The organism is Actinoplanes sp. NPDC051405, assembly GCF_055586185.1.
The window spans coordinates 1-26545 of sequence record NZ_JBVJIR010000024.1; the positions used below are offsets into that span (position 1 = coordinate 1).

General features: G+C 71.0%; 30 protein-coding genes. 21 read left to right on the top strand and 9 right to left on the bottom strand.

The window, feature by feature from the left end; translation table 11 throughout:
- Positions 1 to 116: 116 nt before the first annotated feature.
- The gene (locus tag ACZ6S4_RS38550; RefSeq protein WP_465479638.1) at positions 117 to 725 is read right to left on the bottom strand and encodes an ATP-dependent Clp protease proteolytic subunit; all 609 of its coding nucleotides are present in this window, start codon (positions 723 to 725) and stop codon (positions 117 to 119) included.
- Positions 726 to 931: 206 nt separating this feature from the next.
- Between ACZ6S4_RS38550 and ACZ6S4_RS38555 the strand changes: the two genes are divergently transcribed.
- Complete coding sequence (locus ACZ6S4_RS38555; RefSeq protein WP_465479639.1) at positions 932 to 1489, top strand: hypothetical protein; 558 nt, start codon at positions 932 to 934, stop codon at positions 1487 to 1489.
- Between the two features lie 39 nt (positions 1490 to 1528).
- Positions 1529 to 2341 (top strand): Fpg/Nei family DNA glycosylase, encoded by an 813-nt coding sequence (locus ACZ6S4_RS38560; RefSeq protein ID WP_465479640.1) that lies wholly within the window; start codon positions 1529 to 1531, stop codon positions 2339 to 2341.
- On the opposite strand, the gene ACZ6S4_RS38565 is transcribed toward ACZ6S4_RS38560, so the two are convergent.
- The 3 genes from ACZ6S4_RS38565 to ACZ6S4_RS38575 all read right to left on the bottom strand — a co-directional run bounded on the left by ACZ6S4_RS38565 (position 2333) and on the right by ACZ6S4_RS38575 (position 6477).
- A complete protein-coding gene (locus ACZ6S4_RS38565) occupies positions 2333 to 3802 on the bottom strand; it encodes a polysaccharide deacetylase family protein (RefSeq protein WP_465479641.1) in 1470 nt (489 codons plus the stop codon). The two genes, ACZ6S4_RS38560 and ACZ6S4_RS38565, sit on opposite strands and share 9 nt — an antisense overlap.
- 132 nt (positions 3803 to 3934) lie before the next feature.
- Positions 3935 to 5314, bottom strand: a complete 1380-nt coding sequence (locus tag ACZ6S4_RS38570) for an FAD-dependent oxidoreductase (RefSeq protein WP_465479642.1) — start codon at positions 5312 to 5314, stop codon at positions 3935 to 3937.
- Positions 5311 to 6477, bottom strand: coding sequence for a carboxylate-amine ligase (locus ACZ6S4_RS38575; RefSeq protein WP_465479643.1), 1167 nt, complete (start codon positions 6475 to 6477; stop codon positions 5311 to 5313). Before ACZ6S4_RS38575 ends, ACZ6S4_RS38570 begins: the two co-directional genes overlap by 4 nt.
- 67 nt (positions 6478 to 6544) lie before the next feature.
- Between ACZ6S4_RS38575 and ACZ6S4_RS38580 the strand changes: the two genes are divergently transcribed.
- From ACZ6S4_RS38580 to ACZ6S4_RS38600, 5 genes are all read left to right on the top strand, one after another.
- Positions 6545 to 6832, top strand: a complete 288-nt coding sequence (locus tag ACZ6S4_RS38580) for a DUF6412 domain-containing protein (RefSeq protein WP_465479644.1) — start codon at positions 6545 to 6547, stop codon at positions 6830 to 6832.
- Between the two features lie 61 nt (positions 6833 to 6893).
- Positions 6894 to 7604 carry a YidC/Oxa1 family membrane protein insertase gene (locus ACZ6S4_RS38585; protein ID WP_465479645.1) on the top strand — a complete coding sequence of 237 codons (711 nt, stop codon included), beginning with the start codon at positions 6894 to 6896 and terminating at the stop codon, positions 7602 to 7604.
- 90 nt (positions 7605 to 7694) lie between these two features.
- Positions 7695 to 9089, top strand: coding sequence for a carbohydrate-binding protein (locus ACZ6S4_RS38590; RefSeq protein ID WP_465479646.1), 1395 nt, complete (start codon positions 7695 to 7697; stop codon positions 9087 to 9089).
- Between the two features lie 159 nt (positions 9090 to 9248).
- Positions 9249 to 10508 (top strand): chitinase, encoded by a 1260-nt coding sequence (locus tag ACZ6S4_RS38595; RefSeq protein ID WP_465479647.1) that lies wholly within the window; start codon positions 9249 to 9251, stop codon positions 10506 to 10508.
- 32 nt (positions 10509 to 10540) lie between these two features.
- The gene (locus ACZ6S4_RS38600) at positions 10541 to 11740 is read left to right on the top strand and encodes a carbohydrate-binding protein (protein WP_465479648.1); all 1200 of its coding nucleotides are present in this window, start codon (positions 10541 to 10543) and stop codon (positions 11738 to 11740) included.
- Between the two features lie 34 nt (positions 11741 to 11774).
- Here the strand turns inward: ACZ6S4_RS38600 and ACZ6S4_RS38605 are convergent, their stop codons facing one another.
- Positions 11775 to 12440, bottom strand: coding sequence for a DedA family protein (locus ACZ6S4_RS38605; RefSeq protein WP_465479649.1), 666 nt, complete (start codon positions 12438 to 12440; stop codon positions 11775 to 11777).
- Positions 12441 to 12535: 95 nt separating this feature from the next.
- Here ACZ6S4_RS38605 and ACZ6S4_RS38610 point away from each other — a divergent pair, with 95 nt between their 5' ends.
- From ACZ6S4_RS38610 to ACZ6S4_RS38650, 9 genes are all read left to right on the top strand, one after another.
- A complete protein-coding gene (locus tag ACZ6S4_RS38610; protein WP_465479650.1) occupies positions 12536 to 12880 on the top strand; it encodes a PadR family transcriptional regulator in 345 nt (114 codons plus the stop codon).
- A complete protein-coding gene (locus tag ACZ6S4_RS38615; protein WP_465479651.1) occupies positions 12877 to 13899 on the top strand; it encodes a hypothetical protein in 1023 nt (340 codons plus the stop codon). Before ACZ6S4_RS38610 ends, ACZ6S4_RS38615 begins: the two co-directional genes overlap by 4 nt.
- 64 nt (positions 13900 to 13963) lie before the next feature.
- Positions 13964 to 14401: a hypothetical protein gene (locus ACZ6S4_RS38620; RefSeq protein ID WP_465479652.1), complete on the top strand. Its 438-nt coding sequence runs from the start codon at positions 13964 to 13966 to the stop codon at positions 14399 to 14401.
- Positions 14398 to 15270 (top strand): MFS transporter permease, encoded by an 873-nt coding sequence (locus tag ACZ6S4_RS38625; RefSeq protein ID WP_465479653.1) that lies wholly within the window; start codon positions 14398 to 14400, stop codon positions 15268 to 15270. The genes ACZ6S4_RS38620 and ACZ6S4_RS38625 overlap by 4 nt, the downstream gene beginning before the upstream one ends.
- Positions 15251 to 16897 (top strand): alpha-amylase family protein, encoded by a 1647-nt coding sequence (locus ACZ6S4_RS38630; protein WP_465479654.1) that lies wholly within the window; start codon positions 15251 to 15253, stop codon positions 16895 to 16897. Before ACZ6S4_RS38625 ends, ACZ6S4_RS38630 begins: the two co-directional genes overlap by 20 nt.
- Positions 16898 to 17006: 109 nt before the next feature.
- A complete protein-coding gene (gene fabG, locus ACZ6S4_RS38635; RefSeq protein WP_360550397.1) occupies positions 17007 to 17765 on the top strand; it encodes a 3-oxoacyl-ACP reductase FabG in 759 nt (252 codons plus the stop codon).
- Positions 17766 to 17850: 85 nt separating this feature from the next.
- Positions 17851 to 18246 carry a hypothetical protein gene (locus tag ACZ6S4_RS38640; protein WP_465479655.1) on the top strand — a complete coding sequence of 132 codons (396 nt, stop codon included), beginning with the start codon at positions 17851 to 17853 and terminating at the stop codon, positions 18244 to 18246.
- Between the two features lie 3 nt (positions 18247 to 18249).
- Entirely contained in the window at positions 18250 to 19713 is a 1464-nt protein-coding gene (locus tag ACZ6S4_RS38645) for a glutathionylspermidine synthase family protein (protein ID WP_465479656.1), read from the top strand.
- Between the two features lie 182 nt (positions 19714 to 19895).
- Positions 19896 to 20144, top strand: coding sequence for a hypothetical protein (locus ACZ6S4_RS38650; protein ID WP_465479657.1), 249 nt, complete (start codon positions 19896 to 19898; stop codon positions 20142 to 20144).
- Between the two features lie 83 nt (positions 20145 to 20227).
- On the opposite strand, the gene ACZ6S4_RS38655 is transcribed toward ACZ6S4_RS38650, so the two are convergent.
- The gene (locus tag ACZ6S4_RS38655; RefSeq protein WP_465479658.1) at positions 20228 to 20659 is read right to left on the bottom strand and encodes a hypothetical protein; all 432 of its coding nucleotides are present in this window, start codon (positions 20657 to 20659) and stop codon (positions 20228 to 20230) included.
- Positions 20652 to 21017 (bottom strand): hypothetical protein, encoded by a 366-nt coding sequence (locus ACZ6S4_RS38660; protein WP_465479772.1) that lies wholly within the window; start codon positions 21015 to 21017, stop codon positions 20652 to 20654. The genes ACZ6S4_RS38655 and ACZ6S4_RS38660 overlap by 8 nt, the downstream gene beginning before the upstream one ends.
- A gap of 79 nt (positions 21018 to 21096) precedes the next feature.
- Between ACZ6S4_RS38660 and ACZ6S4_RS38665 the strand changes: the two genes are divergently transcribed.
- On the top strand, positions 21097 to 21999 hold the full coding sequence (locus ACZ6S4_RS38665; protein ID WP_465479659.1) for a Gfo/Idh/MocA family protein: 903 nt from the start codon (positions 21097 to 21099) through the stop codon (positions 21997 to 21999).
- Here ACZ6S4_RS38665 and ACZ6S4_RS38670 read toward each other — a convergent pair.
- Both ACZ6S4_RS38670 and ACZ6S4_RS38675 read right to left on the bottom strand, forming a co-directional pair.
- Positions 21996 to 23219 (bottom strand): hypothetical protein, encoded by a 1224-nt coding sequence (locus ACZ6S4_RS38670; RefSeq protein WP_465479660.1) that lies wholly within the window; start codon positions 23217 to 23219, stop codon positions 21996 to 21998. The two genes, ACZ6S4_RS38665 and ACZ6S4_RS38670, sit on opposite strands and share 4 nt — an antisense overlap.
- Positions 23216 to 23728, bottom strand: coding sequence for a SigE family RNA polymerase sigma factor (locus tag ACZ6S4_RS38675; protein ID WP_465479661.1), 513 nt, complete (start codon positions 23726 to 23728; stop codon positions 23216 to 23218). The genes ACZ6S4_RS38670 and ACZ6S4_RS38675 overlap by 4 nt, the downstream gene beginning before the upstream one ends.
- A 152-nt stretch (positions 23729 to 23880) precedes the next feature.
- Here ACZ6S4_RS38675 and ACZ6S4_RS38680 point away from each other — a divergent pair, with 152 nt between their 5' ends.
- The 4 genes from ACZ6S4_RS38680 (at position 23881) to ACZ6S4_RS38695 (ending at position 26432) form a co-directional block, all read left to right on the top strand.
- Complete coding sequence (locus ACZ6S4_RS38680) at positions 23881 to 24501, top strand: sigma-70 family RNA polymerase sigma factor (RefSeq protein WP_360829232.1); 621 nt, start codon at positions 23881 to 23883, stop codon at positions 24499 to 24501.
- Positions 24498 to 25256 carry an anti-sigma factor gene (locus ACZ6S4_RS38685; RefSeq protein ID WP_465479662.1) on the top strand — a complete coding sequence of 253 codons (759 nt, stop codon included), beginning with the start codon at positions 24498 to 24500 and terminating at the stop codon, positions 25254 to 25256. The genes ACZ6S4_RS38680 and ACZ6S4_RS38685 overlap by 4 nt, the downstream gene beginning before the upstream one ends.
- A 68-nt stretch (positions 25257 to 25324) precedes the next feature.
- Positions 25325 to 25699: a hypothetical protein gene (locus tag ACZ6S4_RS38690; RefSeq protein WP_465479663.1), complete on the top strand. Its 375-nt coding sequence runs from the start codon at positions 25325 to 25327 to the stop codon at positions 25697 to 25699.
- Positions 25700 to 25799: 100 nt separating this feature from the next.
- Complete coding sequence (locus ACZ6S4_RS38695; protein WP_465479664.1) at positions 25800 to 26432, top strand: fasciclin domain-containing protein; 633 nt, start codon at positions 25800 to 25802, stop codon at positions 26430 to 26432.
- The last annotated feature ends 113 nt before the right edge of the window (positions 26433 to 26545 follow it).

Consider the following 26545-nt stretch of genomic DNA (forward strand, 5'->3'; position numbering starts at 1 on the left):
TCCCCCCCCCCCCCCCTTCCCCACCCCCCCCCCCCCCCCCCCCCCCACCCCCCCCCCACCCACCCCCCCCCCCCTCCCCCCCCCCCCCCCCCCCCCCCCCCGCCGCCGGAAACGCGTCAGACCAGGGCGGACGTCGCGGTGACGTCGGTCGCCTTGGAGATCACGTGGTCGACGATCCCGTAGTCCTTGGCCTCCTGGGCGGTGAACCAGCGGTCCCGGTCGGAGTCGCGGCCGATCTCCTCCGGGGTGTGCCCGGTGTGGAAGGCGATCCGCTCGTTCATGACCGACTTGATGTGCAGCATGCTCTCGGCCTGGATGGCGATGTCGGCCGCGGTGCCGCCGATGCCGCCGGACAGCTGGTGCATCATCACCCGGGCGTGCGGCAGGGCGTACCGCTTGCCGGCGGTGCCGGCGCAGAGCAGGAACTGACCCATCGAGGCCGCCATGCCCATGGCGATCGTGGCCACGTCGTTCTTGATGTACTGCATCGTGTCGTAGACGGCCATACCCGCGCTGATGGAACCACCCGGCGAGTTGATGTACAGGGCGATGTCCTTCTCGCTGTCGGCCGAGGCGAGCAGCAGCATCTGCGCGCAGATCCGGTTGGTCACCTCGTCGTTGACCTCGCTGCCGAGGAAGATGATGCGCTCCCGGAGCAGCCGCTCGAAGACCTGGTCGTCAAAGGATGCGCCACCCGCCCGCATCGCGATCTCGTCAACTCTCATGGACCCACCCTCTCGCACGAGCCGGGAGTCTGTCGCACCCACCCGGCATTCGACCTCTACCACCTTCCCCGGTAAAGGGCGCCGATCCCAGCGATTCTCCTCAGGGCGAAAGACCAGGGGTCACCGGCAAGGATGACCGGGACGGAGCTGCCATATTCTCGTACGCGTCAGCGCCCATGTCCCGCTGCGCCAGGAAGAGGCCGGCAGTGATCGATCTGGACCAGCCGGCTCATGACCGCAGGCGGCGCCCGCTCGCCACCACACGGGCGCTGGTCCTGGTCGTGGCGGGGTCGTTACTGGCCGGCGGGGTAATCGGCGGCGTCGCGACGTACATCGGGTGGTATCGGCCGTTGGCGGTGTCAGTGGAAAAGGCGGATCAGGCTGCCTGGTCCACGGTCTCAGTGCTGCTCTTCGCCGAGGACGGTGTGCTGACGGTGGACCACGAGCGGCGGCGAGTACGCATCGAAGCCCAGGTCACGGTCGTCAATGCCGGCCCGGAGACGGTCGGCGTCCATGCCGTCCGCGTCGACCAGCCGGGCGTCACCGTACGCAGCTCCGAGAAGGAACGTCAGGTCCCGCCGGGTACGTCGTTGCCCGTCGACGTGGTGGTCGAGTGGAACTGCGCTGTGGATCCGCCCCAGGAACTCATTGCTGTCGTCAGCGTGGAGACGGTGGACGAGCAAGTCGGGCAAATGTTGCCGGCGCCCCTCTCCGGTACGCCGTGGATCGAGAGCGGGCGTAAGGGCTGCGCGGGCTTGGGCTGACTCGCCGGGGATCCGGGCGGCTGAGTACCGTTGCTCCCCGTGCCAGAGGGACACACCATTCATCGGCTTGCGGCGCGGCATCGGGCGCTCTTCGCCGGCCAGGTCGTCCGGGTGGCCAGCCCGCAGGGGCGGTTCGCCGCCGGGGCCGCGCTGCTGGACGGGCGCACGCTGGTCGACGCCGAGGCGTACGGCAAACACCTGCTGCACCACTTCGACGACGAGTCGACGATGCACATTCATCTCGGGCTGTACGGGAAGTTCGCCGATGGTGAGCTGCCCGCGCCGGCGCCCGTCGGGCAGGTGCGGCTGGCCATGTCCGGTGCGCGCCACTGGCTGGAGCTGCGGGGTCCGACCGCCTGCGAGGTGCTCGACCCGGTGCAGGTCGCGGCGTTGCGGGCCCGGCTCGGGCAGGATCCGTTGCGCGACGATGCCGAGCCGCGGCTGGCGTACGCCCGGGTGGTGGCCAGCGGCAAGCCGGTGTTCGCGCTGCTGCTCGATCAGACCGTGGTGGCCGGGTGCGGGCTCATCTACGCCAACGAGGTGTTGTTCCGGGCCGGGCTCGCGCCGACCACACCGGGGCGGGACATCAGCGTGCAGTGCTGGGCGGAGCTCTGGGACGACCTGCGGGCCCTGATGAAGGAGGGGGTCGTGCGGGGGCGGATCGACACCGTCCACACCGCTCACACGCCGGAGGCGATGCGGCGGGCGCCGCGGGTGGACCGGCACGGCGGTGAGGTTTATGTCTATCGCCGTACGGGTCAGCCGTGCCTGGTCTGCGGCACCGCGGTCACCCGGGGCCCGATGGCCGGGCGGAACCTCTACTGGTGCCCGGTCTGCCAGCCGTCAGAGTGAGGACGCCGGGCCGGGCGCCGCCGCGGTGGGGGCCGGTGGCTGGTCCGGGATGCCGAGCTGGAAGTTCTCGGTCAGCCAGGGCAGCAGCTGCTCGTACGCCAGGATGGTGTCCGGCTGGTTGAAGTCGTGCGACAGCACGATCGCGCCCGGCCGGGTGTCCTTCTGCACGCCTTTGATGATCTTGTCGACGTGGGCGGCGTCGTCCTCTGTCTCGGTGTGCTCCCAGTCGCGGGGGTCGACCTCCCAGTAGAGCGAGGTCATGCCGTCCGTGTACGCCGTCTGCACCAGCGCGTCGGTGAAGTTGCCGCCCGGGGCGCGGAAGAACGGGATCTCCGCACCCGGCACCGCGGCCAGGATCGCCTCGTTGGTGCGGCGCAGATCCTCCTGGATCTTCTCCGGCCGCTTCTTGCCGATGGTCAGGCTGTGGTCCCAGGTGTGGTTGCACAGCGTGTGACCGGCGGCGGCGATCTGCCGGACGATGTCCGGGTGCCGCTGCACCTGGCTGCCGACCAGGCAGAACGTGGCTTTGACCTGGTACTTGGCCAGTAGTTCGAGGATCTTCGGGGTCTGCACCGGGTCGGGACCGTCATCGAAGGTGAGCGCGACGGTGGCCGAGCCGGTCGTGCGCAGCGACTTGGCCGGGCCGGTGCCCTCGGGCACGAGGATCGCGGGCGCCGGGCTGGTGGCGGCCGCCGATGGCTGCGCCGGGCCGGACGGCTTGGCGGCGGGCTTGCCCGGCGTGGTCGCGGCGGGCTCGGCGGCCGCGGTGGGCTTCTCGCCGGGCTTCTGCTGCGGGGTCTTGTCCTTCTTCTGCGCCGGCGCCTTGGTCGAGGTGGCGACCGCGTGGTCGGCGGCGTTGACCGGGTTGACCTCGGGGGCCACGCTCTGCTGGATCGGCACGAAGAGCAGCAGGCCGACCGCCACCAGGGCGGCGAGCAGGACCTGCTGCCGGCGCCGGCCGATGAGCAGCCAGGACTCGATGGGCAGGGTGCCGGGTGCGCGGTGGCTGCCGGTGACGGGCGGGCGGCCGCTGTCGGCCAGCGCCCAGCCGCGGACCGCTTCGGCCGCGTCGCGGACGACGGGCAGCGGGCGGACGGTGATGGCGAGCGGGTCGCCGGCCTTCGCGTGCTTGCCGCGGGACGAGCCGCCGGCGGCGGTCGCCCGCCGGGCCCGCGTGCTGGTGCGTCGATCGTCCCGGTTGCGGCGCGGGGCGAGGTCGAGGGAGGTACGGCGACCGCCGGCCACCCGGGTCGTCGTCGGCGGACGCAGCACCGTGGCGTCGGCCAGTGACTCGGGGCGCCGGTGCCGTCCGTTGGCGGTCTCGCCGTCGAGGACCTGGACGTGCGGGAAGCCGCCGGTCGTCGCGGTCAGCGCGCCGCCACTGCGGGCGCGCGCCGCCGGCTGCGCAGCGTGCCGCGGCCCGTTCTCCGGCGCCGTACGAGGTGAGGGGAGCGACGGCATTCGTCATGCCTACCGGTTTACAAGATCAAAGACGATACCGCTTTCGTGATCATTGCGTGACCGGAAGTGATCGCTCCTGCTCACAGCTTTGCGCGCAGAGCGGATTGATGACGACACATCGGACGATAAGCATCACCCCGCCGCGTGCACGGCGTCCGTCGCCTTGCGCGCGGCGATCAGCACGGGATCCCACACCGGGGAGAACGGCGGCGCGTAGCTGAGATCGAGGGCCGTCATCTCCTCCACGGTCATGCTGTTCCAGACCGCGATCGCGAGGGAGTCGATGCGCTTGGCCGCCTCCTCACGGCCCACGATCTGCGCGCCGAGCAGCATGCCGGTCCGCTTCTCGGCGATCAGCTTCACCGCCATCGTGCTGGCCCCGGGGTAGTACCCGGCCCGGCTGGTCGACTCCACTGTCGCCGTGACGAACGCGAAGCCGGCCGCATGGGCTTCTTTCTCGGTCAGCCCGGTCCGGGCCACCTCCAGCTCGCACACCTTGGTCACCCCGGTGCCGATCACGCCCGGGAACGTCGCGTAGCCGCCGCCGATGTTGATGCCCGCGACCCGGCCCTGCTTGTTGGCGTGCGTGCCCAGCGGCACGTGCACCGGCCGGCCGCTGACCCGGTGCACGGTCTGCACGCAGTCGCCGGCCGCCCAGATGCCGTCCAGGTGCCCCTGCGGGCCGATGACGCGCATCCGCAGATCGGTGCGGAGCCCGCCGGTCACCCCGACCGGGATGCCCGAACGCACGGCGAGCGCGGTGTTCGGGCGTACCCCCAGGCCCAGCACCACGATGTCGGCCGGCAGCGTCCCCTCCGGGGTGACCACCGCCGAGATCCGGCCGTCGGTGGTCTCCAGACCCTGCACGTGGGTCCCGGTGCGGACCTCGATGCCCAGCCCGCGGATGGCCTCGCCGACCCGCTCGCCCATGTCCGGGTCGACCGTGGCCATCGGCTGCGCCGACTTCTCCAGCAGGGTCACGGCCAGGCCGCGCCGGACCATCGCCTCGGCCATCTCCACGCCCACGTAACCGCCGCCGATCACGACGGCGGTGCGCGGCTGCGGCTCGCGGTCGAGCCAGGCGTGGATGGCCGAGCCGTCGTCCAGCGTCTGCACGCCGAACACGCCCTCGCCGTCGATCCGGGCCCAGTCCGGCGTCACCGGCACCGCGCCGGCCGCGTACACCAGGTGGTCGTAGCTCTCCCGCCGTTCGCCGCCGCCGTCCAGGTCGCGGGCCACGACCTCGCGGGCGGTCAGGTCGATGCCGACGACCTCGTGGCGAGTGTGCACGCTGATGCCGGCCTCGCGGAACTCCTGCGGCGTACGCGCGATCAGCGCGTCACGGTCCTTGACCGCACCGCCGATCCAGTACGGGATCCCGCAGGCCGAGTACGACGTGAAGTGCCCCCGCTCGAACGCCACGATCTCCAGCTCGTCCGGCCCCAGCCGTTTGCGGGCCTGTGACGCCGCGGACATCCCGGCCGCGTCCCCGCCGACGACGACGAGTTTCACCGTTCGCCCCGGGTGGTGGCCGCGAGCCAGTCCACGACGGTCCCGACCGAGCCACCCTGGGCCAGCAACGCCCGCTGCCGGGCCGCGCCCGTGCCGTGCGCGCGCAGCCTTCCCAGCAGGACAGTGGTCATCTCCAGGTCGCCGTGGCGTTCGAGCTCCGGGCGTACGTAGTCGAAGAGCTGGCGCATCAGTTTCCAGGCCGGCCGCGGTTCCCGGGTGGCCATGTCGATATTGAGGCCTTCCAGCCCGTCGTGCGCGGCGCGCCAGTGCGCGGCCATCAGCAGCGGGTGCGGCACGTTCGGCGCTTTCCGGCCGTCCTCGACCTCCCTCAGCAGGGTGGCGACCAGGGCGCGGGCGAGAGCCGCCAGCAGCATCGCGTCGTCCGGGGTGGGGCAGACGTCACCCATCCGGATCTCCACGGTCGGGTAGTTCGCCGAGAGCCGGGCGTACCAGTAGAGCATTCCCTCGTCGAGCATCGCGCCGCTCGCCACCAGGTCGGAGATCATCGTCTCGTACTGCTCGTGGGACTCCAGGTACGGCGTCGGGCCGACCGTGGGCCAGCGCTCCCAGAGCATCGAGCGCCAGCTCGCGTACCCGGTGTCGCGGCCGTCGAAGAACGGCGAGTTCGCCGTCGCGGCCTGGAAGATCGGCAGCCAGGGCCGCAGGTGGTTGAGAATCTGCACGCCGGTCTCCGGGTCGGGGACGCTGACGTGCACGTGCATGCCGTTCAGGCCGCCGCCGGGGGAGAGGTCACCGAAGCGCTCGCGCATCCGGTGGTAGCGGGGCTTGTCGACGATCCGGGAGTGCTCCCCGGGCGCGGGGCTCGCGCCGACCGCGACCAGCCGGGCGCCGGCGCGCCCGGTCGCGGCGGCCAGCCCGGCCCGCAACCGGGTCATCGACTCGAAGAGATCGCGCAGGTCCAGCTGGGGCGGACTGGCCGTCTCGATCTGGCTGCGCACGAACTCGTGCTGCACCGAGTCGCGGATGTCGTCGCCGAGGTGGTCGAACACCTCCTCGACGCGGTCGACCGCGCGGGGCTCGGTGGCGTCGACGAGCAGATACTCCTCCTCCACGCCGAGCGTGAGGAGTCCCTGGGCTTCTGCCTCGTCGGCCATCTCCTCGGAGATCGTTGTTGCCGTCGCCGCGCTCTCCGAAGTTGCCATGACCGCAAATTACCCGGCCGCGGTCTCCGGAAAACGAAGGTTGCGCCGCGCGCGTAGCGTTCGAGGCATGCTGCTGCTGGGGTTCTGGGCGTTCGCCGCCCTGCAGAGCCCCGCGCCCGGGTCGTCCACCCAGCTGGTGCTGGGTCTCGCGGCTGTCGCGGCCGCGCTGTTCGTGGTGCTGGCGGCCGCCGCCGTCATCCCGGTGCCATCCCTGCGTCCCGCGTCGGCCGGCGTCGGCCTGGCCGTGCGGGCCCTGCGCCGGCGGCTGCCCCGCCTGCTGGATCCCGGCGCGGCCGGGCGGCCGCGTCCGCGAGCCCCGTCGGCGTGCCCGGCGGTCGTGCTCCCCGCGCGCTGACGCGCGCCCGGGCCGGCCGTCTCCGCGTCCTTACTTCCTTTCGGACCGCAGGGGTACGCCCATGTCCTTCTCCGCTGCGCTCGATGCCGTCGTCGGTGTCGCGCATACCGTCCTCGAGGGTCTCGCCACCCTCCTGACCCCGGCCGTCGGCGGGCTCTCCGCCGCGCTGGCCATCGTTCTGTTCACCGTCGCCGTCCGGCTGCTGATCAGCCCGCTCACCTGGTTGCAGGCCCGTTCCGCCCGGCGCGGCGCCGCGCTGGCGCCCGAGCTGGCAGCACTGCGCGAGCGGCACCGCGACGATCCGGTGCTGCTGGCCACCGAGACGCTTGCCCTGCAACGCGCGAACGGCGCCGGCCCGTTCGCCGCGATGCTGCCCGCCCTGGCCCAGGCCCCGTTCTTCATGCTCATGTTCCACCTCGTCCAGCCCGGCGCCGGTACGCCCACCGGCGTCCTGGCCGGTCACCTGCTGGGCGTGCCGCTGACCGCGCACCTCGCCGCCGGCCTGCCGGTCTTCGCCGTGCTGCTGGCGCTGGCCACCGCGTTGGCCTGGTGGTCCTCGCGCCGCACCCGGCTGCTGCTGCCTGCCCCGGCCGATCCGGCTCAGCCCGGCGCGACGCTGCTGCCCCGGATCATGTCCGCGCTGCCGTTCCTGACGGTGGTGATGGTGGCCTGGCTGCCGCTCGCGGGTGGCCTCTATCTGGTCACGTCGGCCGCCTGGACCGCGCTTGAGCAGGCGGTTCGGCGTCGTCCCGCACCGGTGAGCAATCGGTAGTCATGCATATTGACAAGCTTCCGTAACACCCTGGAAACTTCCAGAGAGCGCTCTCAGCACGTCATCCCCATCCCCCGAAAGGCCGTTGTCATGAGAAGCACCCCGAACAAGTGGCGCCGGCGGTTGCTCGCTGCCGCCGCTGTCGTGATCGCCGGAGGCGCCTCGGCCGTCTTCGTGGCGCAGGCCGACGCGGCCGTACCGCCCGCCCCCTCGGGCATGAGCCTGATCTTCAGCGACGACTTCACCGGCGCCGCGGGCACCGGGCTGAACCGCAGCAACTGGATCTACGACATCGGCACCGGCTACCCCGGCGGCGCGGCGAACTGGGGCACCGGCGAGATCGAGCGGATGACCGACTCGACGCAGAACGTCTACCACGACGGCAACGGCAACCTGGCGATCAAGCCGATCCGGGACGCGGCCGGCAACTGGACCTCCGGCCGGGTGGAGACCCAGCGCACCGACTTCGCCGCGCCGGCCGGCGGAAAGCTGCGCATCGAGGGCCGCCTGCAGCAGCCGAACGTCACGGGTGCGGCGGCCGCCGGCTACTGGCCGGCGTTCTGGACCCTGGGTGACGCGGCCCGGCCGGTCGGCGCGACCAACTGGCCGAGCATCGGCGAGTGGGACATCATGGAGTCGATCAACGGCCGGCCCTCGGTCTTCTCGGCCCTGCACTGCGGCGTCAGCCCGGGCGGTCCCTGCAACGAGACCACCGGCCTGGGCAGCGGCGAGAAGTCCTGCCCGACCTGCGGCACCGCCTTCCACACGTACGCGGTCGAGTACGACCGCAGCGTCTCCCCGGAGCAGCTGCGCTTCTACCTCGACGGCGCGCAGTACCACCAGGTCAACGCGAACCAGATGGACGCCACGACCTGGAACAACGCCACTCACCGCGGCGTGTTCATCATCCTGAACGTGGCCATGGGCGGTGGCTTCCCGGCCGCGTTCGGTGGCGGGCCCACCGCGGCGACCCGGTCGGGCGTGCCGATGCTGGTCGACTACGTGGCCGTGTACCGCTCGGGTTCGGGTGGCACCACCCCGCCGACCACGCCGCCCACGACGCCGCCGGCCGGTGGCGTGCGCAACGCGTACGGCCAGATCGAGGCCGAGTCGTACAACGCCGCGTCTTCGGTGATCAAGGAGACGTCGTCCGAAGGCGGTCAGAACGTCGGCGCCATCGGCAACGGTGACTGGCTGCAGTTCGACAACGTCGACTTCGGCACCGGCGGCGTACGCGACTTCGTGGGCCGGGTCTCCTCCGGGGCGGCGGGCGGCGTCAGTGGCCTCGTCGAGGTCCGGGTCGACAGCCGCAGCAACGCGCCGATCGGCAGTTTCGCGCTCGCCAACACCGGCGGGTGGCAGTCCTGGCGCTCGGTGCCGGCCAACGTGGCCAACGTGTCCGGGCGGCACACGGTTTTCCTGACCTTCACCAGTGGACAGCCGGCCGACTTCGTCAACGTGAACTGGATCCAGTTCCGCAGGTAGCGACTTCGTTCAATACGTACGCATAAGGGCCGGGGGCGTGACCAGCGCCGCCGGCCCGCGCACCTTAAAGAACTTTAAGGTGCCGGGGGTCTGGACTAGTTCTGTTAACAGTCCTAATAATCAATGAACCTAACTGTTCGACGTGGAAGGCCCACCCCCATGCGCCGATCCCTGGTCCTCGCCGTGTCCGCCGCCCTGGCGGCCGCCGGCTCCGCTGTCTACATAGGATCTTCCGCGAGCGCGGCCACCGCCTGTGCCCCGGCGTGGAGCTCCTCGGCGATCTACGTCAAGGACAACTCCGTCTCGTACCAGTCGAAGAACTACACCGCGAAGTGGTGGACCACCAACGAGGTCCCCACCGCCAGCGGGCAGTGGGGCGTCTGGGCCGACAAGGGAGCCTGCGGTGGTGGGACGACGCCGACCACCCCGCCGGCCACGACCCCGCCGACCACCCCACCCACGACCCCGCCCACCACGCCGCCGACGACGCCGCCCACCACGGTGCCGCCGAGCAACGGCACGCTGCCGGCGCACTTCATCACCGGCTACTGGCAGAACTTCGACAACCCGGCCAACGAGCTCAAGCTCGCCGCCGTGCCGAGCACCTACGACCTGGTCGCAGTGGCCTTCGCGGACGCCACGAGCACCCCGGGCGCGGTCTCCTTCACCATCGACGCCGGGCTCTCCGCCTCGGTCGGCGGCTACACCAACGAGCAGTTCAAGGCCGACATCGCGACGCTGCACTCGCGCGGCAAGAAGGTCATCATCTCGGTCGGCGGTGAGAAGGGCTCGGTCAGCGTCAACGACGCGGGCGCGGCGACCAACTTCGCCAACTCGGTCTTCTCGCTGATGCAGACGTACGGCTTCGACGGCGTCGACATCGACCTGGAGAACGGGCTCAACCCGACATACATGGGTCAGGCGCTGCGCAGCCTGCGCGCCAAGGCCGGCGCCAACCTGATCATCACGATGGCGCCGCAGACCATCGACATGCAGAACCCGGCCGGGTCCTACTTCAAGCTCGCGCTCGACATCAAGGACATCCTCACGGTCGTCCACACCCAGTTCTACAACTCCGGCGCGATGCTCGGCTGCGACCAGAACGCCGCGTACGGCCAGGGCACGGTCAACTTCCTGGTCGCGCTGACCTGCATCCAGCTGGAGGCCGGGCTGCGTCCCGACCAGGTGGCGCTCGGCCTGCCGGCGACCACCAGCGCGGCCGGCGGCGGTTACGTCTCACCGTCGGTGGTCAACCAGGCCCTCGACTGCCTGGCCCGCGGCACCAACTGCGGCTCGTTCCGCCCGCCGCGCACCTATCCCGGCATCCGCGGCGCGATGACCTGGTCGATCAACTGGGACGTCACCGCCGGCAACGGCTGGGCCAACACCATCAAGCCGCACCTGTCCACCCTGCCCTGATCGCCGGCTTCCCCCCTCTGGAGATATCCCCCATGAAGTTGAAGAAGAAGTACGCCGCCGCCCTCGCGGTGGTCCTGGCCGCGGCCGGGGTCGGCACCACCGTCCTGCTCGCGCCGGGCGCCTCGGCGGCTGTCGCCTGTGCTCCGGCCTGGAGTTCCTCGGCGGTCTACCTCAAGGACAACACCGTCTCGTACCAGGCGAAGAACTACACCGCCAAGTGGTGGACGCAGGGCGAGGTCCCGACCGCCAGCGGGCAGTGGGGCGTCTGGGCGGACAAGGGTGCCTGCGGTGGTGTCGTCGACCCGACGACCCCGCCCACCACGCCGCCGACCGGCCCGACCACGCCGCCGGCCACCGGCACCAAGATGGCGGCCGCGCCGTACATCTACCCGGGCTGGGGCAACCCGCCGGCGCCGGCGACGGTCATGAACGCCACCGGCATCAAGGCCTTCACCATCGCCTTCGTGCTGGCCAACGGCTGCAACCCGGTCTGGGACGGCGAGGGCGGCCTGACCGGCGGTTCGCACGAGAGCACCATCAACGCGATCAAGGCGGCCGGCGGCAGCGTCGTCCCGTCGATCGGTGGCTGGAGCGGCAACAAGCTCGGCCCGAACTGCGCCACGCCGGAGCTGCTCGCCGGCGCGTACCAGAAGGTGATCGACGCGTTCGGCCTGAAGGCGATCGACATCGACATCGAGAACACCGACGAGTTCGAGAACTACACGGTCGCGGACCGGATCGTCGGCGCGCTGAAGATCGTCAAGCAGAAGAACCCGTCGGTGAAGACGATCCTCACCTTCGGCACCACGCCGACCGGCCCCAACGCCCACGGCATCCGCCTGATCAACCAGGCCAAGGCGATGGGTGCCAACGTCGACATCTTCGCGCAGATGCCGTTCGACTTCAGCGGCGGTGCCGACATGTACGCCAGCACGGTGGGTGCCTCCGAGGGCCTGAAGGACCAGCTCAAGTCGACCTTCGGCTGGACCGACGCGCAGGCGTACTCGCACATGGGCATCTCCGGCATGAACGGCCTGTCCGACCAGCAGGAGCTGACCAGCACCGACACGTGGACCCGGATCCGCGACTATGCGAGGAACAACAACTTCGCCCGGTTCACCTTCTGGGCGGTCAACCGGGACCGCGGCTGCGCCGGTGGCGGCGTGGTCTCCGACTGCAGTGGCATCGCGCAGTCCGACTGGGCCTTCACGAAGATCACCGCAGGCTTCTAGGCACCGTTTCTCCCCTGGCGCGCGGCCGTGGATCTCACCGATCCGCGGTCGCGCGTCGCCGTTTGCGCACCTTCTTGATCACCCAGCTGGCGATCGCCACCGCGAAGAACGCCATGATCGCGTAGTCGAACCAGCTGCTGTACGTCTCCAGCTGCTGCCACCGTGAGCCCAGGGCGTAGCCGCCGCCGATGAACAGGCAGTTCCACAGCCCGCTGCCCAGGGTGGTGAGCAGGGTGAACATCCCCAGCTTCATGTGGTTGGCGCCGGCCGGGATGGACACCAGGCTGCGGACCACGGGAGCCATCCGGCCGAAGAAGACGGCGCCCTTCTCGTGCCGCTCGAACCAGCGGTCGGCCAGGTTGAGGTCGTCGGCGTCGACCAGCGGGATGCGGTCCAGCCAGCGGCGCAGCCGCTCCTCACCCAGCGCGTAGCCGAGCCAGTAGAGCGCCAGGGCGCCCAGCACCGATCCCGCGGTGGCGGCGATGCCCACCAGCACCAGATTCACCCGGCCCGAGCTGGCCAGATAGCCGGCCATGGACAGCACGATCTCGCTGGGGATGGGCGGGATCAGGTTTTCCAGGGCCACGAGCAGTCCCACGCCCAGCTCGCCGAGCGACTCGATGACCGATGCCACCCAGCCGGTCAGGCCACCCAGCTGACTGGGCTCGGTCTCCGCGGCCAGGTAGTACGGCACGCTCATCCGGCGCTCCTTCGTGTCGGTGCTCGATGGTTACCCGGCTTCCAGAGTACGAACCGCTTGCCGTATATACCTGCCATCGGTATATGCTGCCACCCATGACCGACACACCGATGCGCGAGCCGACCTTCCTGGTGCTCACCGCGCTGGCCTCCGGACCGCAGCACGGTTACGCCGTGCTGGAGGACGTGGCCCGGATGACCGACGGCCGGGTCCGGCTGCGGGCGGGCACCCTTTACGCGGCCCTCGACCGGCTGCGCACCGACGGCCTCATCGAGGTCGACCGCGAGGAGGTCGTGCAGTCCCGGCTGCGCCGTTACTACCGGCTCACAGGGGTCGGGGAGAAGCGGCTGGCCGCCGAGAGCAGCCGTCTGCGCCAGCAGGCCACTCTCGCCGAGGGCCGGCTGCGCGCCCGGCACGACCTGGGAGGGGCACCCGCGTGACCGCACCGCTGGAGATCCAGTATCGCCGCCTGCTGGCGATCTATCCGCCGGCGCACCGCCGCGCCTACGAGGAGGAGATGGTGGGAGTGCTCATGGAGGGCGCCGCACCCGGGCAGCGCAGACCCGCCCTGGGCGAGGCCGTCGACCTGCTCCGGGCCGGCCTCCTCGCGCGCCTCGGCCGCGGCGCACAGGGTCTGCGCACCTCCGCCTGGCGCGATGCCGCCGCGGTCGCGGCTCTGCTCGGCGCGGTGCTGCTCGTGGCCGCGGCCGGCCGCCGGCTGATCGGCGGCCTGCGCTACCTCCTGGAGTACGACGACCCGATGCGTTTCCTGGGCGTCGACGGCGGCCTGCTGATCGACGTGGCCGCCCGTACGGTGGCCTGGCTCGCGGTCGTGGTCGCGATCCTGCTCGCCGCCCGGCGTACGGCAGTGGCGCTGGCTGTCGTGGCGGTGCTGGTGGAGATCGCCGCCATCGCGGTGTGGCAGCCGAGTCAGGAGTTCCGCGCGATCCGGATGTCCTGGGCCCTGGTCCTGGGGCTGCTGACGGTGGCGTTGCTGGTGCTGTCCCGGCGCGGCCGCCCGGCCTTCGCGACCCTGGGCCGGCGCGGCGGCGCGATGATCACCGGAGGTCTGGCCCTGGCCGCGGTGAGCGCACTCCTGCTGCCCTGGTGGCCGACGCCGCCGCAGATCTTGGGACTGCTGACCGTGACCGACGCCATGCTCGTCACCGCCGGAGGCTTGCTGCTGGCCGGCCTGCAGCGGGTCCCCGCCGGCACCCGGCGCCGGATCCTGGTGCTGTTCGCGGTCGTGTTCGCGGTGCCGATCGCGCAGCGGCTGCTGGAGCAGGCGATCGGCATCAACCTCGCACGGTCCGTGACGCCCGGCATCGTCGTGGCCGATGTGCTGATGATGGCCGGCGTCCCCCTGCTGGCGTTCGCCCTCGGGGTCGTCGTCCTGCACCTACGTGAGAACGTGAACGTCTCGATCTCGGTGACCCGGACGGGGTCGCCGTCCGTGTGAACGGGGCCGCCGCGTCGTGCCGGGATGGTCCGGGGTGGCGCGGCGGCGGTAGTGTCCCGGCGCGATGGAAACGTTGAGTACACGCGGGCGGACAACCCGGGTCGCGGTGACGGTGGCCGGGGTGGTGCTGCTGCTCCTGGGCACCTTCTGGGGGCAGGACGACGACTTCCCGTTCGGGCCGTTCCGGATGTATTCCACCGCACCCGATCCCAACGCCGACGCGCCGGACACCCGGGTCGAGGGTGTCGACACCACCGGGCGCACCGTGGTGCTGACCGAAGCCAACAGCGGGCTGCGCCGGGCCGAGATCGAGGGCCAGCAGCAGGCCTACATCGACGACCCGGCCCGGCTGCGGCAGGTGGCCACGGCATACGCGGAGAAGAGCCCAGGGGCCGCGCCGCTGCGCACCGTCCGGATCGTCATCCGCTGGGAGGGCATCGAGGACTCCCGGCCCACCGGCACCAGCCGGGACGAGATCATCGCCACCTGGAGCGCACCGTGAACCGGCTCACCCGCTGGCTGACCGAGCCGGTCCCGCTGGGCCGGGTCGCCGCGTTCCGCACGCTGATCTACCTCTTCGTCGCGGCCGACCTGGTGATCTTCACGCCCTGGGTACGCCACCACGCCGCCACCCCCGGCGATCTGTACAAACCGCTGCTGGTCGGCCGGCTGCTGCACCTGCCCACCCCGACCCCGCTGCTGGTGCACGGGATCTTCTGGGTGCTGCTCGTGGTCGCGCTGGCCGCGGCCACCGGGCGGGCTCCCCGGCTGCTCGGCTGGACCGTCTTCGCGCTCTACTTCGAGTGGATGGTCATCGCGATGAGCTACGGCAAGGTCGACCACGACCGGGTCGGTCTGCTGGTCGCGCTGGCCGTGCTGCCGACCGTGGGGCGGGCCCGGCACGGCGATCCGCGCAGCACGGAGGCCGGCGGCTGGGCGTTGCGGGTCACCCAGATCGCGGTGGTGTGCACGTACTTCCTGGCGGCCTGGGCCAAGCTGCGCTTCGGCGGCATCGACTGGGTGACGAGCTCGGTGCTGGCCCGGGCCATCATCCGCCGCGGCACGGAGCTGGCCGACCTGATCGCCGGGGTGCCCTACCTGCTGATCCTCGCGCAGTTCGGGATCGTGGCGTTCGAGCTGGCCAGCCCGGCGATCTTCTTTCTGCGGCCGCGGTGGCGCAACTACGCGGTGGCGTTCTTCTACTCGTTCCATGTGGTCACGTTCGCCACCATCACCATCTCGTTCGCCCCGCACCTCGCCGCGATCACCAGCTTCCTCGCGCTGGAGAAGGTCCGGCCCCTGACGTGGGCCCGAAGTTTCCTGAAGCGGAGCCGGGGACAAGTAAGGGGGCATGAGCGACCGGTGGTATGAGAAGGCCGTCATTTACTGCGCCGACATCGACACGTTCGCCGACTCCAACGGCGACGGCGTCGGTGACATCAAGGGCATGATCGGGCGGCTGGACTATCTGGCCCGCCTCGGCATCACCTGTCTGTGGCTGAACCCGGTCCACCCGACGCCGAACCGCGACGACGGCTACGACGTGGCCGACTTCTACAACGTCGACCCGCGCCTGGGTACCCTGGGCGACTTCACCGAGCTGGTGCACCAGGCCCGGGACCGGGGCATCCGGGTCATCATCGACCTGGTCGTGAACCACACCTCCGACCAGCACCCGTGGTTCCAGTCGGCGCGGTCGTCGCCGGACTCGCCGTACCGGGACTGGTACGTCTGGTCCGAGACTCAGCCCGAGGACCGGCACCAGGGCATGGTGTTCCCCGGTGAGCAGGCCGAGACGTGGACCTACGACCGCACCGCGAAGCTCTGGTACTACCACCGGTTCTACAAGTTCCAGCCGGACCTCAACATCAAAAACGCCGAGGTCCGCGAGGAGATCAAGAAGATCTGCGCGTTCTGGCTGCAGCTGGGCGTCTCCGGGTTCCGGATGGACGCGGTGCCGTTCATCATCGAGGAGACCGAGCCGGGCAACCCGAACTCGCCCAAGGACATGGCCTTCCTCAGCGAGCTGCGCCAGCACGTGCAGTGGCGCCAGGGCGACGCCGTGCTGCTGGCCGAGGCCAATGTCGAGCCAGAGCAGCTCAAGGACTTCTTCGGCGACGGCGGCGGTTCGGCCAACCGGATCCACATGCTGTTCGACTTCATGCTCAACGGCCGGCTGATGCTCTCGCTGGCCCGCCGCAACCCGGAAGCGATCATCGACGCTCTGCGTGACACGCCGCAGCTGCCGGTCGGCGGTCAGTGGGCCACGTTCCTGCGCAACCACGACGAGGTCGACCTGTCCCGGCTCACCGCCGAGCAGCGCAACGAGGTGTTCGCCCAGTTCGGCCCGGACGAGAACATGCAGCTCTACGGCCGGGGCATCCGCCGCCGGCTGGCCCCGATGCTGGGCGGCGACCGCCGGCGCGTCGAGCTGGCCTACGCGCTGCAGTTCAGCCTGCGGGGCACGCCGGTGCTGCGGTACGGCGAGGAGCTGGGCATGGGCGACGACCTGACCCAGGATGGGCGCGACGCGATCCGTACCCCGATGCAGTGGAACATGGCCGCCAACGGCGGCTTCTCCACCGCCAAGACCGACCAGCTCGTGCGTCCGGTGATCACCGGCGGCGAGTACGGCTACGAGAAGGTCAACGCCACCCTGCAGCGGCACGACCCGAAGTCGCTGCTGTCCTGGTTCGAACGGATGATCCGGACTTTGAAGGAGGCACCGGAGGTCGGCAGCGGGAGCTGCACCCACGTGGACGTGCCCGCCCCGGCGGGACTGCTCGTGCACCGCGCGGACGACTCCACCGGCTCCATGCTCTTCCTGCACAACCTGGCCGAGGAGGACGGTGTGGTGGATCTCAGCAGCCTGTACCCGGAGGCTGATTTCCCCAACGACGTGCTCGCCGACCAGGAGTATCCGGAGCCCGGCAAGTTCGACCAGCTCAAGGTCGCGGGCTACGGCTACCGCTGGATCCGGCTGTGCCGGAAGCCGTGACCGTGAATCTGCATCCTTGATGCAGAAAGATGCCCCCGCCAGGTAACCCGCGGGTAACAGCTGGGTTAGAGTCGGCCGACTGCGTAACAGATCAAGCGGGAGGCCAGCAATGACCCAGCCGAGTCGGGTAGCGATCGTGACCGGGGCCGCACGTGGCATCGGTGAGGCGACCGCGCGCAAGCTCGCCGCCGACGGCCTGTCCGTGGCGGTCGTCGACCTCGACGAGGGCGCCTGCGCGAACACGGTGACCGCGATCCACGACGCCGGCGGCACCGCCCTCGCCGTCGGCGCCGACGTCTCGGACGCCGTCCAGGTCGCCGCCGCCGTCGAACGGGTCACCGCCGAGCTCGGTGCGCCCACGGTCCTGGTCAACAACGCCGGCGTGCTGCGCGACAACCTGTTGTTCAAGATGAGCGACGACGACTGGGAGACCGTGATGGCGGTCCACCTGCGCGGCGCGTTCCTGTTCAGCCGGGCCGTGCAGAAGCACATGGTCGACGCCCAGTGGGGTCGCATCGTCTGCCTGTCCAGCACGTCGGCGCTGGGCAACCGGGGTCAGGCCAACTACGCCGCGGCCAAGGCCGGCCTGCAGGGCTTCACCAAGACGCTGGCCATCGAGCTGGGTCGCTTCGGCGTCACGGCCAACGCGGTCGCGCCCGGTTTCATCGTGACCGACATGACCGCGGCCACCGCGGCCCGGGTCGGCGTCGACTTCGCGGACTTTCAGAAGGCGGCGATCGGTCAGATCCCGGTCGGCCGGGCGGGCCGTCCCGAAGACGTCGCGAACACCGTATCCTTCCTGGTCAGTGAAGGAGCGGGTTTCGTCTCCGGCCAGGTGATCTACGTGGCCGGCGGTCCCCGCGACTAGCCGTCATGGCTTGATTCGGCGAGCTACACATGATGGAGCGGGCCGGACGGGCCGAAGGGTGGAGAAGCCGACAGTGAACCGAAGGATGAGCTCCCGTAGCGTGTCGTTGACCAGCACTTTCCTGCTGCTGGCCGCGGGAGGGGTGGCCGCCTGCGACAACGACGACACCCAGGACGAGGCGTTCTACTGCGCCGACGCCAACGGCACCGTCGTGGACGAGGACAACTGCGACGACGATGACAACAACGGCGGCGGTGTGGGTTTCGTCCCGCTGTTCTTCATCTGGCACTCGTCGAGCTACGGCTCCGGATACCGGCCCGGCTACCGGCTGCCCGCGGGCGGCAGCAAGTTCGCCTACAACGACCGGGCCGCGCGCTCGTCGTTCGGGCTGCCGTCGACCGGCCGGATCAGCAACGGCACGATCAAGACCAGTGTGGTCGGCAAGGGTGGCAGCGGCACGTCCGGCAAGTCGGGTGGCTGAGCGTTGAAGCGGGTTCCCTACGGCCCGGTCCGTGACGGCTGGCGGCTCACCAACTACAGCCTCGGCCTGACCTACAACGACACCGAGCTGCCGGACGGCACGATGATGTCGTACTGGCAGGAGGGGCCGTACTACGACTTCAGCGAAGCCGAGATCGAGGAGCTGGAGGCGGCGACGACCGCGCTCAACAGCATGTGCCTCGAAGCCGGCGACTGGATGGTCCAGCAGTGTCCCCGGCACACCGCGCAGGGCCGCCGCGACGGCTACTTCGCCTCGGTCTGCGGCCCGGAGACCTGCTTCCTGGCCAAGATCGGCATCCCGGAGTACACCCACGAGCAGATCCTCCGCACGTGGTTCGACGGCGACGCCGAGACCTGGACGCACCAGGACAAGGACCCGGACGGCCGGATCCCGATGCAGACCCCGGACTACTCGCCGTCCGTCTACGGCCGCTTCGACCTCTGGTACAACGGCGCCGGCAGCATCCCGCGCCTGCTCGAATACAACGCGCAGACGCCGACGTCGCTGGTCGAGGCCGCGGTCATCCAGTGGCACTGGGTCGACCAGACCGGCGTGACCCAGCACCCCTGGCGGCAGTGGAACTCCATCCATGACCGGCTGGTCGGCTGGGAGGCGGCTGACGGCGAGCCGGCCAACCCCGGCGCCTGGCGGCGCAACATCGGCAAGCTGCGCGAGGCGCGTCCGTGGCTGCCGGAAAAGCCCAAGATCTTCTTCGCGTACGAGACCAGCGAGACGTCCGGTGAGGACCGGATGAACGTGGCCTACCTGATGGCGACCGCTGAGGAGGCCGGCTATCCGGTCGAGCTGATCGCGATGAGCCAGATCGGCTGGGACGTGGCCGGCGACCGGGTGCTCTTCGTGCCCTCCCCGGGTCAGGAGTACAAGGCGCAGCCGATCGACGTGATCTTCATGCTGTACCCGTGGGAGTGGTTCTGGAACGAGGAGGGCGGCAAGGCCTTCTTCCGCAACATGGCCGACCCCGCCAAGCGCGGCACGGTGTGGATCGAGCCCCCGTACAAAGCGGCCCTGCTGGGCAACAAGGCGCTGCTGCCGGTGCTGTGGAAGCTCTTCGGCGACGACCCGGAACGCGGTAAATACCTGCTCCCGGCCTACTTCGCGGAGTCGTCGAAGGCGGCGACCCTGACCTCGTACGCGAAAAAGCCGGTCTGGGGTCGCGAGGGCGGCTCGGTCAAGCTCGTCCGGGAAGGCGTCACCCTGGTCGACAACCCCACCGAGTACGGCAACGACGGCCGGTTCGTGGTGCAGGAGCTGCTGGAGCTGCCGTCGTTCGACGGGCTCGAGGGCACTGTGCACCCGGTGATCGGCGCCTGGCTGATCGACGGCGAGCCGGCCGGCATGGGCATCCGCGAGGGCCTGGGCACCGACGGCCTGGTCACCCGGGACAACTGCAACTTCCTGCCGCACACCGTCGGCGCCGATTCCTGAATTTGTCTCACCGCCCCTCAACGTTCCGGCTCCACCGGCGCGTTGAGGGGTTGTGACATGACGTCACCCCGGAGGTCCTGGTCCGGGTGCAGCAGCGGTGGGGCCGCATCGGTGGGCTCGACTCGCCGGAGGCCTAGGTCAAGCGCACGGTCCTCAACGAGTTCCTGTCCTTCGGCAGCGCCGTGGCCTCGGGCACCTCGGTCAGCGTCGGCACGGTGACCCCGGCGCCGGCGGGCGGCACCAGCCTGCGGGTCGGCGGCCGGCCCGCGCGCCACCTGTACCCGGAGGGCGGCCACTACCTGGTCGTCGAACTCGGCGGCGGGCTGCGGCTGACCGTCTTCTCCCTCGACCTGGACCGGCCGGCGATGGTGGCGCCGACCGAGGCGGCCGGTGCGCCGAACCCGACGGCCCTCAGCTGGATCGGTAGCTGACCGCCGCCTGTCAGTGCCGTCCGCCGGTCAGAGCTGGCCGGTCATGGCCGGCTGGTCACGGGCGGCTGGTCAGGGGCGGCCGGTCAGGGCCGGCCGGGCCGGTTGCGCCACAGCCACCAGAGGCCGATCAGCGGCAAGACCAGCGGCACGTAGCCATAGCCGCTGCCGAAGCGCGACCAGACAGTGGCGTCCGGGAAGGCCTCCTGGTCGAGCACGCTGAGGGTGCCCACCACCAGGACGCCGACCAGCTCGATCGAGCAGCTGGTCAGGGCGATCAGGCGGCCCCGGGGGCCACCGACGGCGAGGCCGATCGTGGCCGCGAGGTAGACCAGCGCGGCGAACGCCGACAGCAGGAACGCCAGCGGCGCCTCGGAGAACTTCGTGGCGATCTGCACGCCGGCCCGGGCGCCCGCGGAGACGGCGAAGATGCCGTACACCAGCAGCAGCACCCGGCCGGCGCCGGTGCCCAGCGCCGCATCCCGCGGCCTGGTGTGGGCGGGTGTCGGCTCAACCACCGGTGGCCTCCGCGATCTGCTGCAGCCGCAGCACGAGAACCGGCAGCACCAGGCAGGCGACGCCGAGGATGAGGGTGCCCCAGCGGGTCGGCTCGAGCCGGGCCAGATAGAAGCCGACCGGGGCGAACGCGACGGTGGTGATCAGGTAGCCGATGAAGGTGGTCGTCTCGCCCGGCCGGTCCCCGCCGATGAGCCCGACGACGGCCACCACCACGAGCACCGCGACCAGGGCGCTGAGACCGAGCATGGCCCACAGGTCGGTGTTGCTGGGGGCGCGGTTGAGCGCCGAGCGGATCAGATACCAGATCCCCAGCAGGAGGGCCACGACGATGGTCGCGGTCGACAGCGGGCCGTTCATCACCGGCACAGCGTACTGATCAGCGGCAGCGTGTTAGCTTTCGGCCGGGTGTGATCTCCAGCGGGAAGGCGGCACGAGGATGCGGTTCGGACTTTTCGGTACGGGACCCTGGGCCCACCAGGCGCACGCCCCGGCGCTGGCGGCGCACCCGGACGTCGAGTTCGTGGGTGTCTGGGGCCGGGACCCGGCCAAAGCGGCCGCGCTGGCCGCCGAACACGGCGCGCAGCCCTACGCGGAGATCGACGCCCTGATCGCCGACGTGGACGCGATCGCCGTCGCATTGCCCCCGGACGTGCAGGCCGACATCGCCCTGCGCGCGGCCAGGGCGGGCAAGCACCTGCTGCTGGACAAGCCGATCGCCTTCACCACCGAGGCCGCCGCTGAGATCGTCGCGGCCGCCGCCGAACAGCAGGTGGCCGGGGTCGTCTTCTTCACCCGGCGCTTCATGCCGCAGATCCAGCAGTTCATCGACGAGGTCCGCGAGGCCGGCGGCTGGCTGGAGGCGCGGATCGACCACCTCGGCTCGATCTTCCAGCCCGGCAACCCGTTCGGGGCGTCGGTGTGGCGCAAGGAGAGCGGCGGCCTGTGGGACGTCGGCCCGCACGCGGTCGCGCTGATCCTGCCCGTGCTGGGCCCGGTCGCGCAGGTCACCGCGCTGGCCGGCGACCGCGACATGACGCACGTGCTGCTGCGGCACACCGGCGGCGCGATCAGCACGCTGACGCTGTCCGTCGACGCCCCGGCCGCCCTGGAACGCGAGGACGCGGCGTTCTTCGGCGAGTCCGGGGTCGCCGACGTGCCGCCGGTGCCGTGGCTGCCGGTGGAGGCCTTCGGCCGGGCGGTGGACGCCCTGATCGGCGCGGCGAACGGCGGCCCGGCTCCCGCGCTGGACCTGGCCTTCGGTGCCGAGGTGGTGGCGATCCTGGCCGCGGCCGGTGAGTCGATCGCCACCGGCCGCACCGTCACGCTTGAGGCGGGCTAGCGGCAGCGCCAGAGCAGCGGATGGTTCTCGACGTCGGGCGCGCTGGAGTAGCCGGCCACCACCAGGCCGTCGTCGCTGATGCTCTCGACGATGTACTGCTGCTCGCCCTTGAGCCGCGGGTACGCCGGGAGCTTCGTGTTGCGGGTGCCGACGGTGATCACCGGCCGATCGGCCTCGCCCACCACCCAGCCGTTCGCCGCCACCCGCGCCGGCATCCCCGCGCCGCTCACGAGCCGCTCGTAGCTGTTGCCGGCAATGCGGTAGCGGAAGAAGGCGAACGACCGGGTGTCCGCGGTGTCGATCACGGCGCGGCCCACCACCCAGCCGTCGCGGATCGCGGCCGGCCAGAACATGGTCGCCTTGCGGCCGTCGACCTCGGGCAACGGCATACGGCGGGTGGTGCCGTCGGCCAGCCACAGGTAGCCCGTGCCCTCCTTGCCCTTCGGCGTGACGGTGCCGAGCACGTTGCCGGCCTCGTCGATGTCGCTTGCCTCGCCGGACTCCACGCCGGCCGGCAACGGCAGCCGCTGCGGCTTCGCGGTCGTGGACGGCCAGCGCGCCGGGACACCCTCGTACAGCGGACCGAGCGAGCCGACCACCACTCCCGCGTCGTTGATGGCCGACGCCGCGCCTTCGCCACCGGCAAGGGTGCGGGCCTTGCCGTCGCGGTACACGTACGGGCTGATGTCCGGATCGAAGCCGGAGCCGACCGCCACGCCGCGCGAGTTGACGTCGGTGAGACTGTCGTCGCCACCGTCGAAGAGGACCTTGCTGACGATCTTGCCGTCCCGCCACAGCACCAGGGGGCGCTGCTGGGTGCGCCCCGGCGGATACAGCCGGCCGACGTGCCAGCGCCCGCTCGGGTCCCCGCCGGTGACCAGCGCCTTCTCGAAGCCGTCGGTGGGCAGCCGGCTCACCGTGCAGTCCTTCGGCCCGGCGGGCGGGGCGGCGACCGCGATGGACGGGGACGCGGTGACGGTCGGACGTGGCGGCGGCGTCGGCCGGCCCAGGGCGGAGAAGGCCAGCGTGCCCCCGGCCGCGGTGGTCGCGGTGACGGCCACGACCGCCATGCCGCTGGTCCACCACCGGGTGCGGCGGCGGCGCCGGCCCTCGGCCATCGCGCCGGCCACGTCGATGCGGGACGGGCCGGCCGGGTCGCCGGCGAGCGGGCTCAGCAGGGCCACCGCGTCGCGGTCGGCGCTGTCCGGGTGCTGGTTCATCGTGTGCCCCCGAGGGAGTGGATGCGGTCGCCGAGGATGCGGCGCAGGGCCGTGAGTCCGTGGGCTGTCTGACTTTTCACGGTGCCCTCGCTGCAGCTGAGCACCCGGGCGACATCGGCTGTCGACTGATCGCAGAGAAAGCGCAGCACCAGTACGGCCTGCTGCCGCGGCGGCACCTGGGACAGCGCGGCCCGCAGCACGGCGCGTTCCTCGACGCCGGTGCCGCCGTGCGCCGGCGCGGGCCGGTCGGGTGGTACGCCGAGGCGCACCTTCCACCAGCCCCGGCGCTTCTCGTCGAGGAAGATGCGGACCAGCATCGTGTGCACGTACGCGTCGATGTTGTCCACACCGCTGATCCGCGACCACCGCACATACAGCTTGGTGATGGTCTCCTGCACCAGATCGTCGGCATGGTGCTCGTCGCCGCAGAGCAGGTACGCGGTCCGCCGCAGACCCGTCGTCCGCCCGTGCACGTACGCGAGGTACTCCGCGTCCGATCCGTTGGTCATCCCTGCTCCCGCCGTCGTCCCTGTAGTAAACGGTGACGTCGGACGATCGGTTGTATCCCGATGCGGCCGCTCTGTGGTGCGATGACCCATCCGCGTAGCCGTCCGTGCCGAATGGCAGTTGATACGGCATGAGCGATGGAGAGGCTGACTTCATGACTGAGCGCGGCGCCGCCCGCCGGCCTGACCATCTGTCGGCCGTGCCCGATGCTCCGGCCGGCCCCACCTCCGACGTCGGCGACCTGGTACGCGCGGTGGCCCGCGGCGACGAGCCGGCGTTCGCCCGCCTCTACGATCTGGTCTCGCCGCGGGTCTACGGCCTGATCAGGCGCGTGCTGCGCGATCCGGCCCAGGCCGAGGAGGTGGCCCAGGAGGTGCTGGTCGAGGTGTGGCGCACGGCGGCCCGCTTCGACGCTGCCCGCGGTACGGCGACGTCCTGGATCTTCACCATCGCGCATCGCCGCGCGGTGGACCGGGTGCGCTCCGAGCAGGCCTCGTCCGACCGCACCATGAAGGTCGGCATCGCCTCGGTGGAGACCCCGTACGACGAGGTCGTCGACGAGGTGGCCGGGCGGCTGGAACGCCAGCAGGTGCGGCACTGCCTGGACGATCTCACCGAGCTCCAGCGCCAGGCGGTGACGCTCGCGTACTACCAGGGCCACTCGTACCGCGAGGTGGCCGAGCTTTTGCAGACCCCATTGCCCACGGTCAAGACCCGGATGCGTGACGGCCTGATCCGCCTGCGCGACTGCCTGGGTGTGGAGGTGACCGCATGACCACGACGGACATTCACGCCCTGGTCGGCGCCTACGCGCTGGACGCGGTGGACGACCTCGAGCGGGTCGCCTTCGAACGCCACATCCTGGCCTGCGAGGGGTGCCGCGGCGAGGTCGACGAGTTGCGGGAGACCGCGTCGCGGCTGGCCGACAGCACCTGGTCGGTACCGCCGCCGCAGCTGCGCACGGACGTGCTCGCCGCGATCGGCCGGACCCGTCAGCTGCCGCCGGGCGAGTCGGCCCGGCCCGAGCCGGACGCGCGGGCGGCGGTGTCGCGCTGGCGCCGGTACACGGCGGGCGCGGCCGCGGCGTGCATCCTGGCCACCGGGGCGGGTGCGGCCACGTGGGCGGTGCAGGAGCAGCGGGTACGCGCCAAGAACACCGCCGTCGCCGCCGCAGAGCTGCGGGAGGCCCGTACCCAGGCCATCCTGGCCGCCCCTGACCTGGTGGTCCGCACCGCGCCGATGATCGGCGGAGGCCGGGTCACCGTGGCCTCGTCCGCTCAGCAGGCGGCCAGCGTCGTGTCGTTGCGGGCCGAGCGGGCGCCGGCGGCGGACCGGGCCCTGCAGCTCTGGACGATCCGCGGGACTGCGAACCCGGTCAACGCCGGTTTGCTGCCCGCTGGGGAAGCCTCCGCGGCGCAGGTGGTGGACGGCGTACCGGGCAACGACGTCTTCGCTGTCTCGGTGGAGCCGGCGACCGGGTCGGCCCAGCCCACCAAGGATCAGATCGTCGCGCAAGTTCCGCTGACGTAGACCCATCCGGACCCCATACCGCTCCGAATCGTCTGTAGAGGAAAGAAAACGACGAAACGGAGATACTGATGGTCACCGACATCCGGCGCGCGGCGGTCCAGGGGGTACGCGACAACAGCGGCCCCGTGACCTTCGCCTTCGGATTGGTGCTGGTGGGCATCGGTATCGCCGGGTTTCTCGCCGTCGGCCGGGGTGAACTGCTCGGGCTGTTCGAGGTCACGATGCCGCTCGGCGTCCTGCACCTCGGGCTGGGCGCCGCTCTGGTGTCCGCCGCGATCCTCGGCCCGCGTCCGGCGCGGGTCACCGCCACCTGGGCCGGTCTCACGTTGCTCGCCCTGGGTCTCGCCGGCCTGGCCGGTGTCACCCGGGTCGCGCCGAACGGTGCCGATATCGCCCTCTGTCTCGTTCTCGGTATAGCGCTGACGGCCGTCGGCCGCCGCTGATCATCAAGCACCGTCCCGTAAAAAGGCGCCCCTGTGCGCATCTGTACGAGCAGTTGGTCACGAATATTCCGTGACATCCATTTCCGAAGGGGATCCCATCATGCGCGCCACCAAGATCACTGCCATCGCCGCCGCCCTCGTCTTCTCCGCCTCCCTGGCCGCCTGTGGCGGGGACGACGCGAGCGGCGAGAGCACCGCGGCGGCTCCGGCCGCCACGACGGCGTCGGCCGCTCCCTCCATGGCCGGCACGGACTCCATGGCGACCTTCGGGGCCGGCTGTGCCGCCGTGCCGACCGAGGCGTCCGACCCGGGCAGCTTCGACGCCATGGCCAAGGTGCCGGTCGCGACCGCCGCCTCCGGCAACCCGCTGCTGTCCACACTGGTCACCGCGGTCAAGGAGGCCGGGCTGGTCGACACGCTGAACACCGCGCCCGCGCTGACCGTCTTCGCGCCGACCAACGACGCGTTCGCCAAGATCCCGGCGGCCGACCTCAAGGCCGTGCTGGCCGACAAGAAGACGCTGACCAGCATCCTCACCTACCACGTGGTCGAGGGCAAGCTCGCCCCGGAGCAGCTGGCCGGCACCCACAAGACCATCCAGGGTGACGAGGTCACGGTCGAGGGCAGCGGCAGCGACTTCAAGGTCAACGAGGCGTCGGTCGTCTGCGGCAACGTCCAGACCGCCAACGCCACCGTCTACATCATCGACTCCGTCCTCATGCCGAAGGGCTGATCTTTCTTCGGGAGCGGGGGGGGGGGGGGGGGGGGGGGGGGGGGGGGGGGGGGGAGGGGGGGGGGGGGGGGGGGGGGGGGGGGGGGGGGGGGAGTCCGCTTTCGGGTTCTTTA

Coding starts and splice junctions, on each gene's coding strand:
- ACZ6S4_RS38550 (WP_465479638.1), bottom strand. CDS start 725: ATGAGAGTTGACGAGATCGCGATGCGGGCGGGTGGCGCATCCTTTGAC.
- ACZ6S4_RS38565 (WP_465479641.1), bottom strand. CDS start 3,802: ATGCCGTCGCTCCCCTCACCTCGTACGGCGCCGGAGAACGGGCCGCGG.
- ACZ6S4_RS38575 (WP_465479643.1), bottom strand. CDS start 6,477: ATGGCAACTTCGGAGAGCGCGGCGACGGCAACAACGATCTCCGAGGAG.
- ACZ6S4_RS38580 (WP_465479644.1), top strand. CDS start 6,545: ATGCTGCTGCTGGGGTTCTGGGCGTTCGCCGCCCTGCAGAGCCCCGCG.
- ACZ6S4_RS38585 (WP_465479645.1), top strand. CDS start 6,894: ATGTCCTTCTCCGCTGCGCTCGATGCCGTCGTCGGTGTCGCGCATACC.
- ACZ6S4_RS38590 (WP_465479646.1), top strand. CDS start 7,695: ATGAGAAGCACCCCGAACAAGTGGCGCCGGCGGTTGCTCGCTGCCGCC.
- ACZ6S4_RS38595 (WP_465479647.1), top strand. CDS start 9,249: ATGCGCCGATCCCTGGTCCTCGCCGTGTCCGCCGCCCTGGCGGCCGCC.
- ACZ6S4_RS38600 (WP_465479648.1), top strand. CDS start 10,541: ATGAAGTTGAAGAAGAAGTACGCCGCCGCCCTCGCGGTGGTCCTGGCC.
- ACZ6S4_RS38605 (WP_465479649.1), bottom strand. CDS start 12,440: ATGAGCGTGCCGTACTACCTGGCCGCGGAGACCGAGCCCAGTCAGCTG.
- ACZ6S4_RS38610 (WP_465479650.1), top strand. CDS start 12,536: ATGACCGACACACCGATGCGCGAGCCGACCTTCCTGGTGCTCACCGCG.
- ACZ6S4_RS38620 (WP_465479652.1), top strand. CDS start 13,964: ATGGAAACGTTGAGTACACGCGGGCGGACAACCCGGGTCGCGGTGACG.
- ACZ6S4_RS38630 (WP_465479654.1), top strand. CDS start 15,251: ATGAGCGACCGGTGGTATGAGAAGGCCGTCATTTACTGCGCCGACATC.
- fabG (WP_360550397.1), top strand. CDS start 17,007: ATGACCCAGCCGAGTCGGGTAGCGATCGTGACCGGGGCCGCACGTGGC.
- ACZ6S4_RS38640 (WP_465479655.1), top strand. CDS start 17,851: ATGAGCTCCCGTAGCGTGTCGTTGACCAGCACTTTCCTGCTGCTGGCC.
- ACZ6S4_RS38660 (WP_465479772.1), bottom strand. CDS start 21,017: ATGAACGGCCCGCTGTCGACCGCGACCATCGTCGTGGCCCTCCTGCTG.
- ACZ6S4_RS38665 (WP_465479659.1), top strand. CDS start 21,097: ATGCGGTTCGGACTTTTCGGTACGGGACCCTGGGCCCACCAGGCGCAC.
- ACZ6S4_RS38670 (WP_465479660.1), bottom strand. CDS start 23,219: ATGAACCAGCACCCGGACAGCGCCGACCGCGACGCGGTGGCCCTGCTG.
- ACZ6S4_RS38675 (WP_465479661.1), bottom strand. CDS start 23,728: ATGACCAACGGATCGGACGCGGAGTACCTCGCGTACGTGCACGGGCGG.
- ACZ6S4_RS38680 (WP_360829232.1), top strand. CDS start 23,881: ATGACTGAGCGCGGCGCCGCCCGCCGGCCTGACCATCTGTCGGCCGTG.
- ACZ6S4_RS38685 (WP_465479662.1), top strand. CDS start 24,498: ATGACCACGACGGACATTCACGCCCTGGTCGGCGCCTACGCGCTGGAC.
- ACZ6S4_RS38690 (WP_465479663.1), top strand. CDS start 25,325: ATGGTCACCGACATCCGGCGCGCGGCGGTCCAGGGGGTACGCGACAAC.
- ACZ6S4_RS38695 (WP_465479664.1), top strand. CDS start 25,800: ATGCGCGCCACCAAGATCACTGCCATCGCCGCCGCCCTCGTCTTCTCC.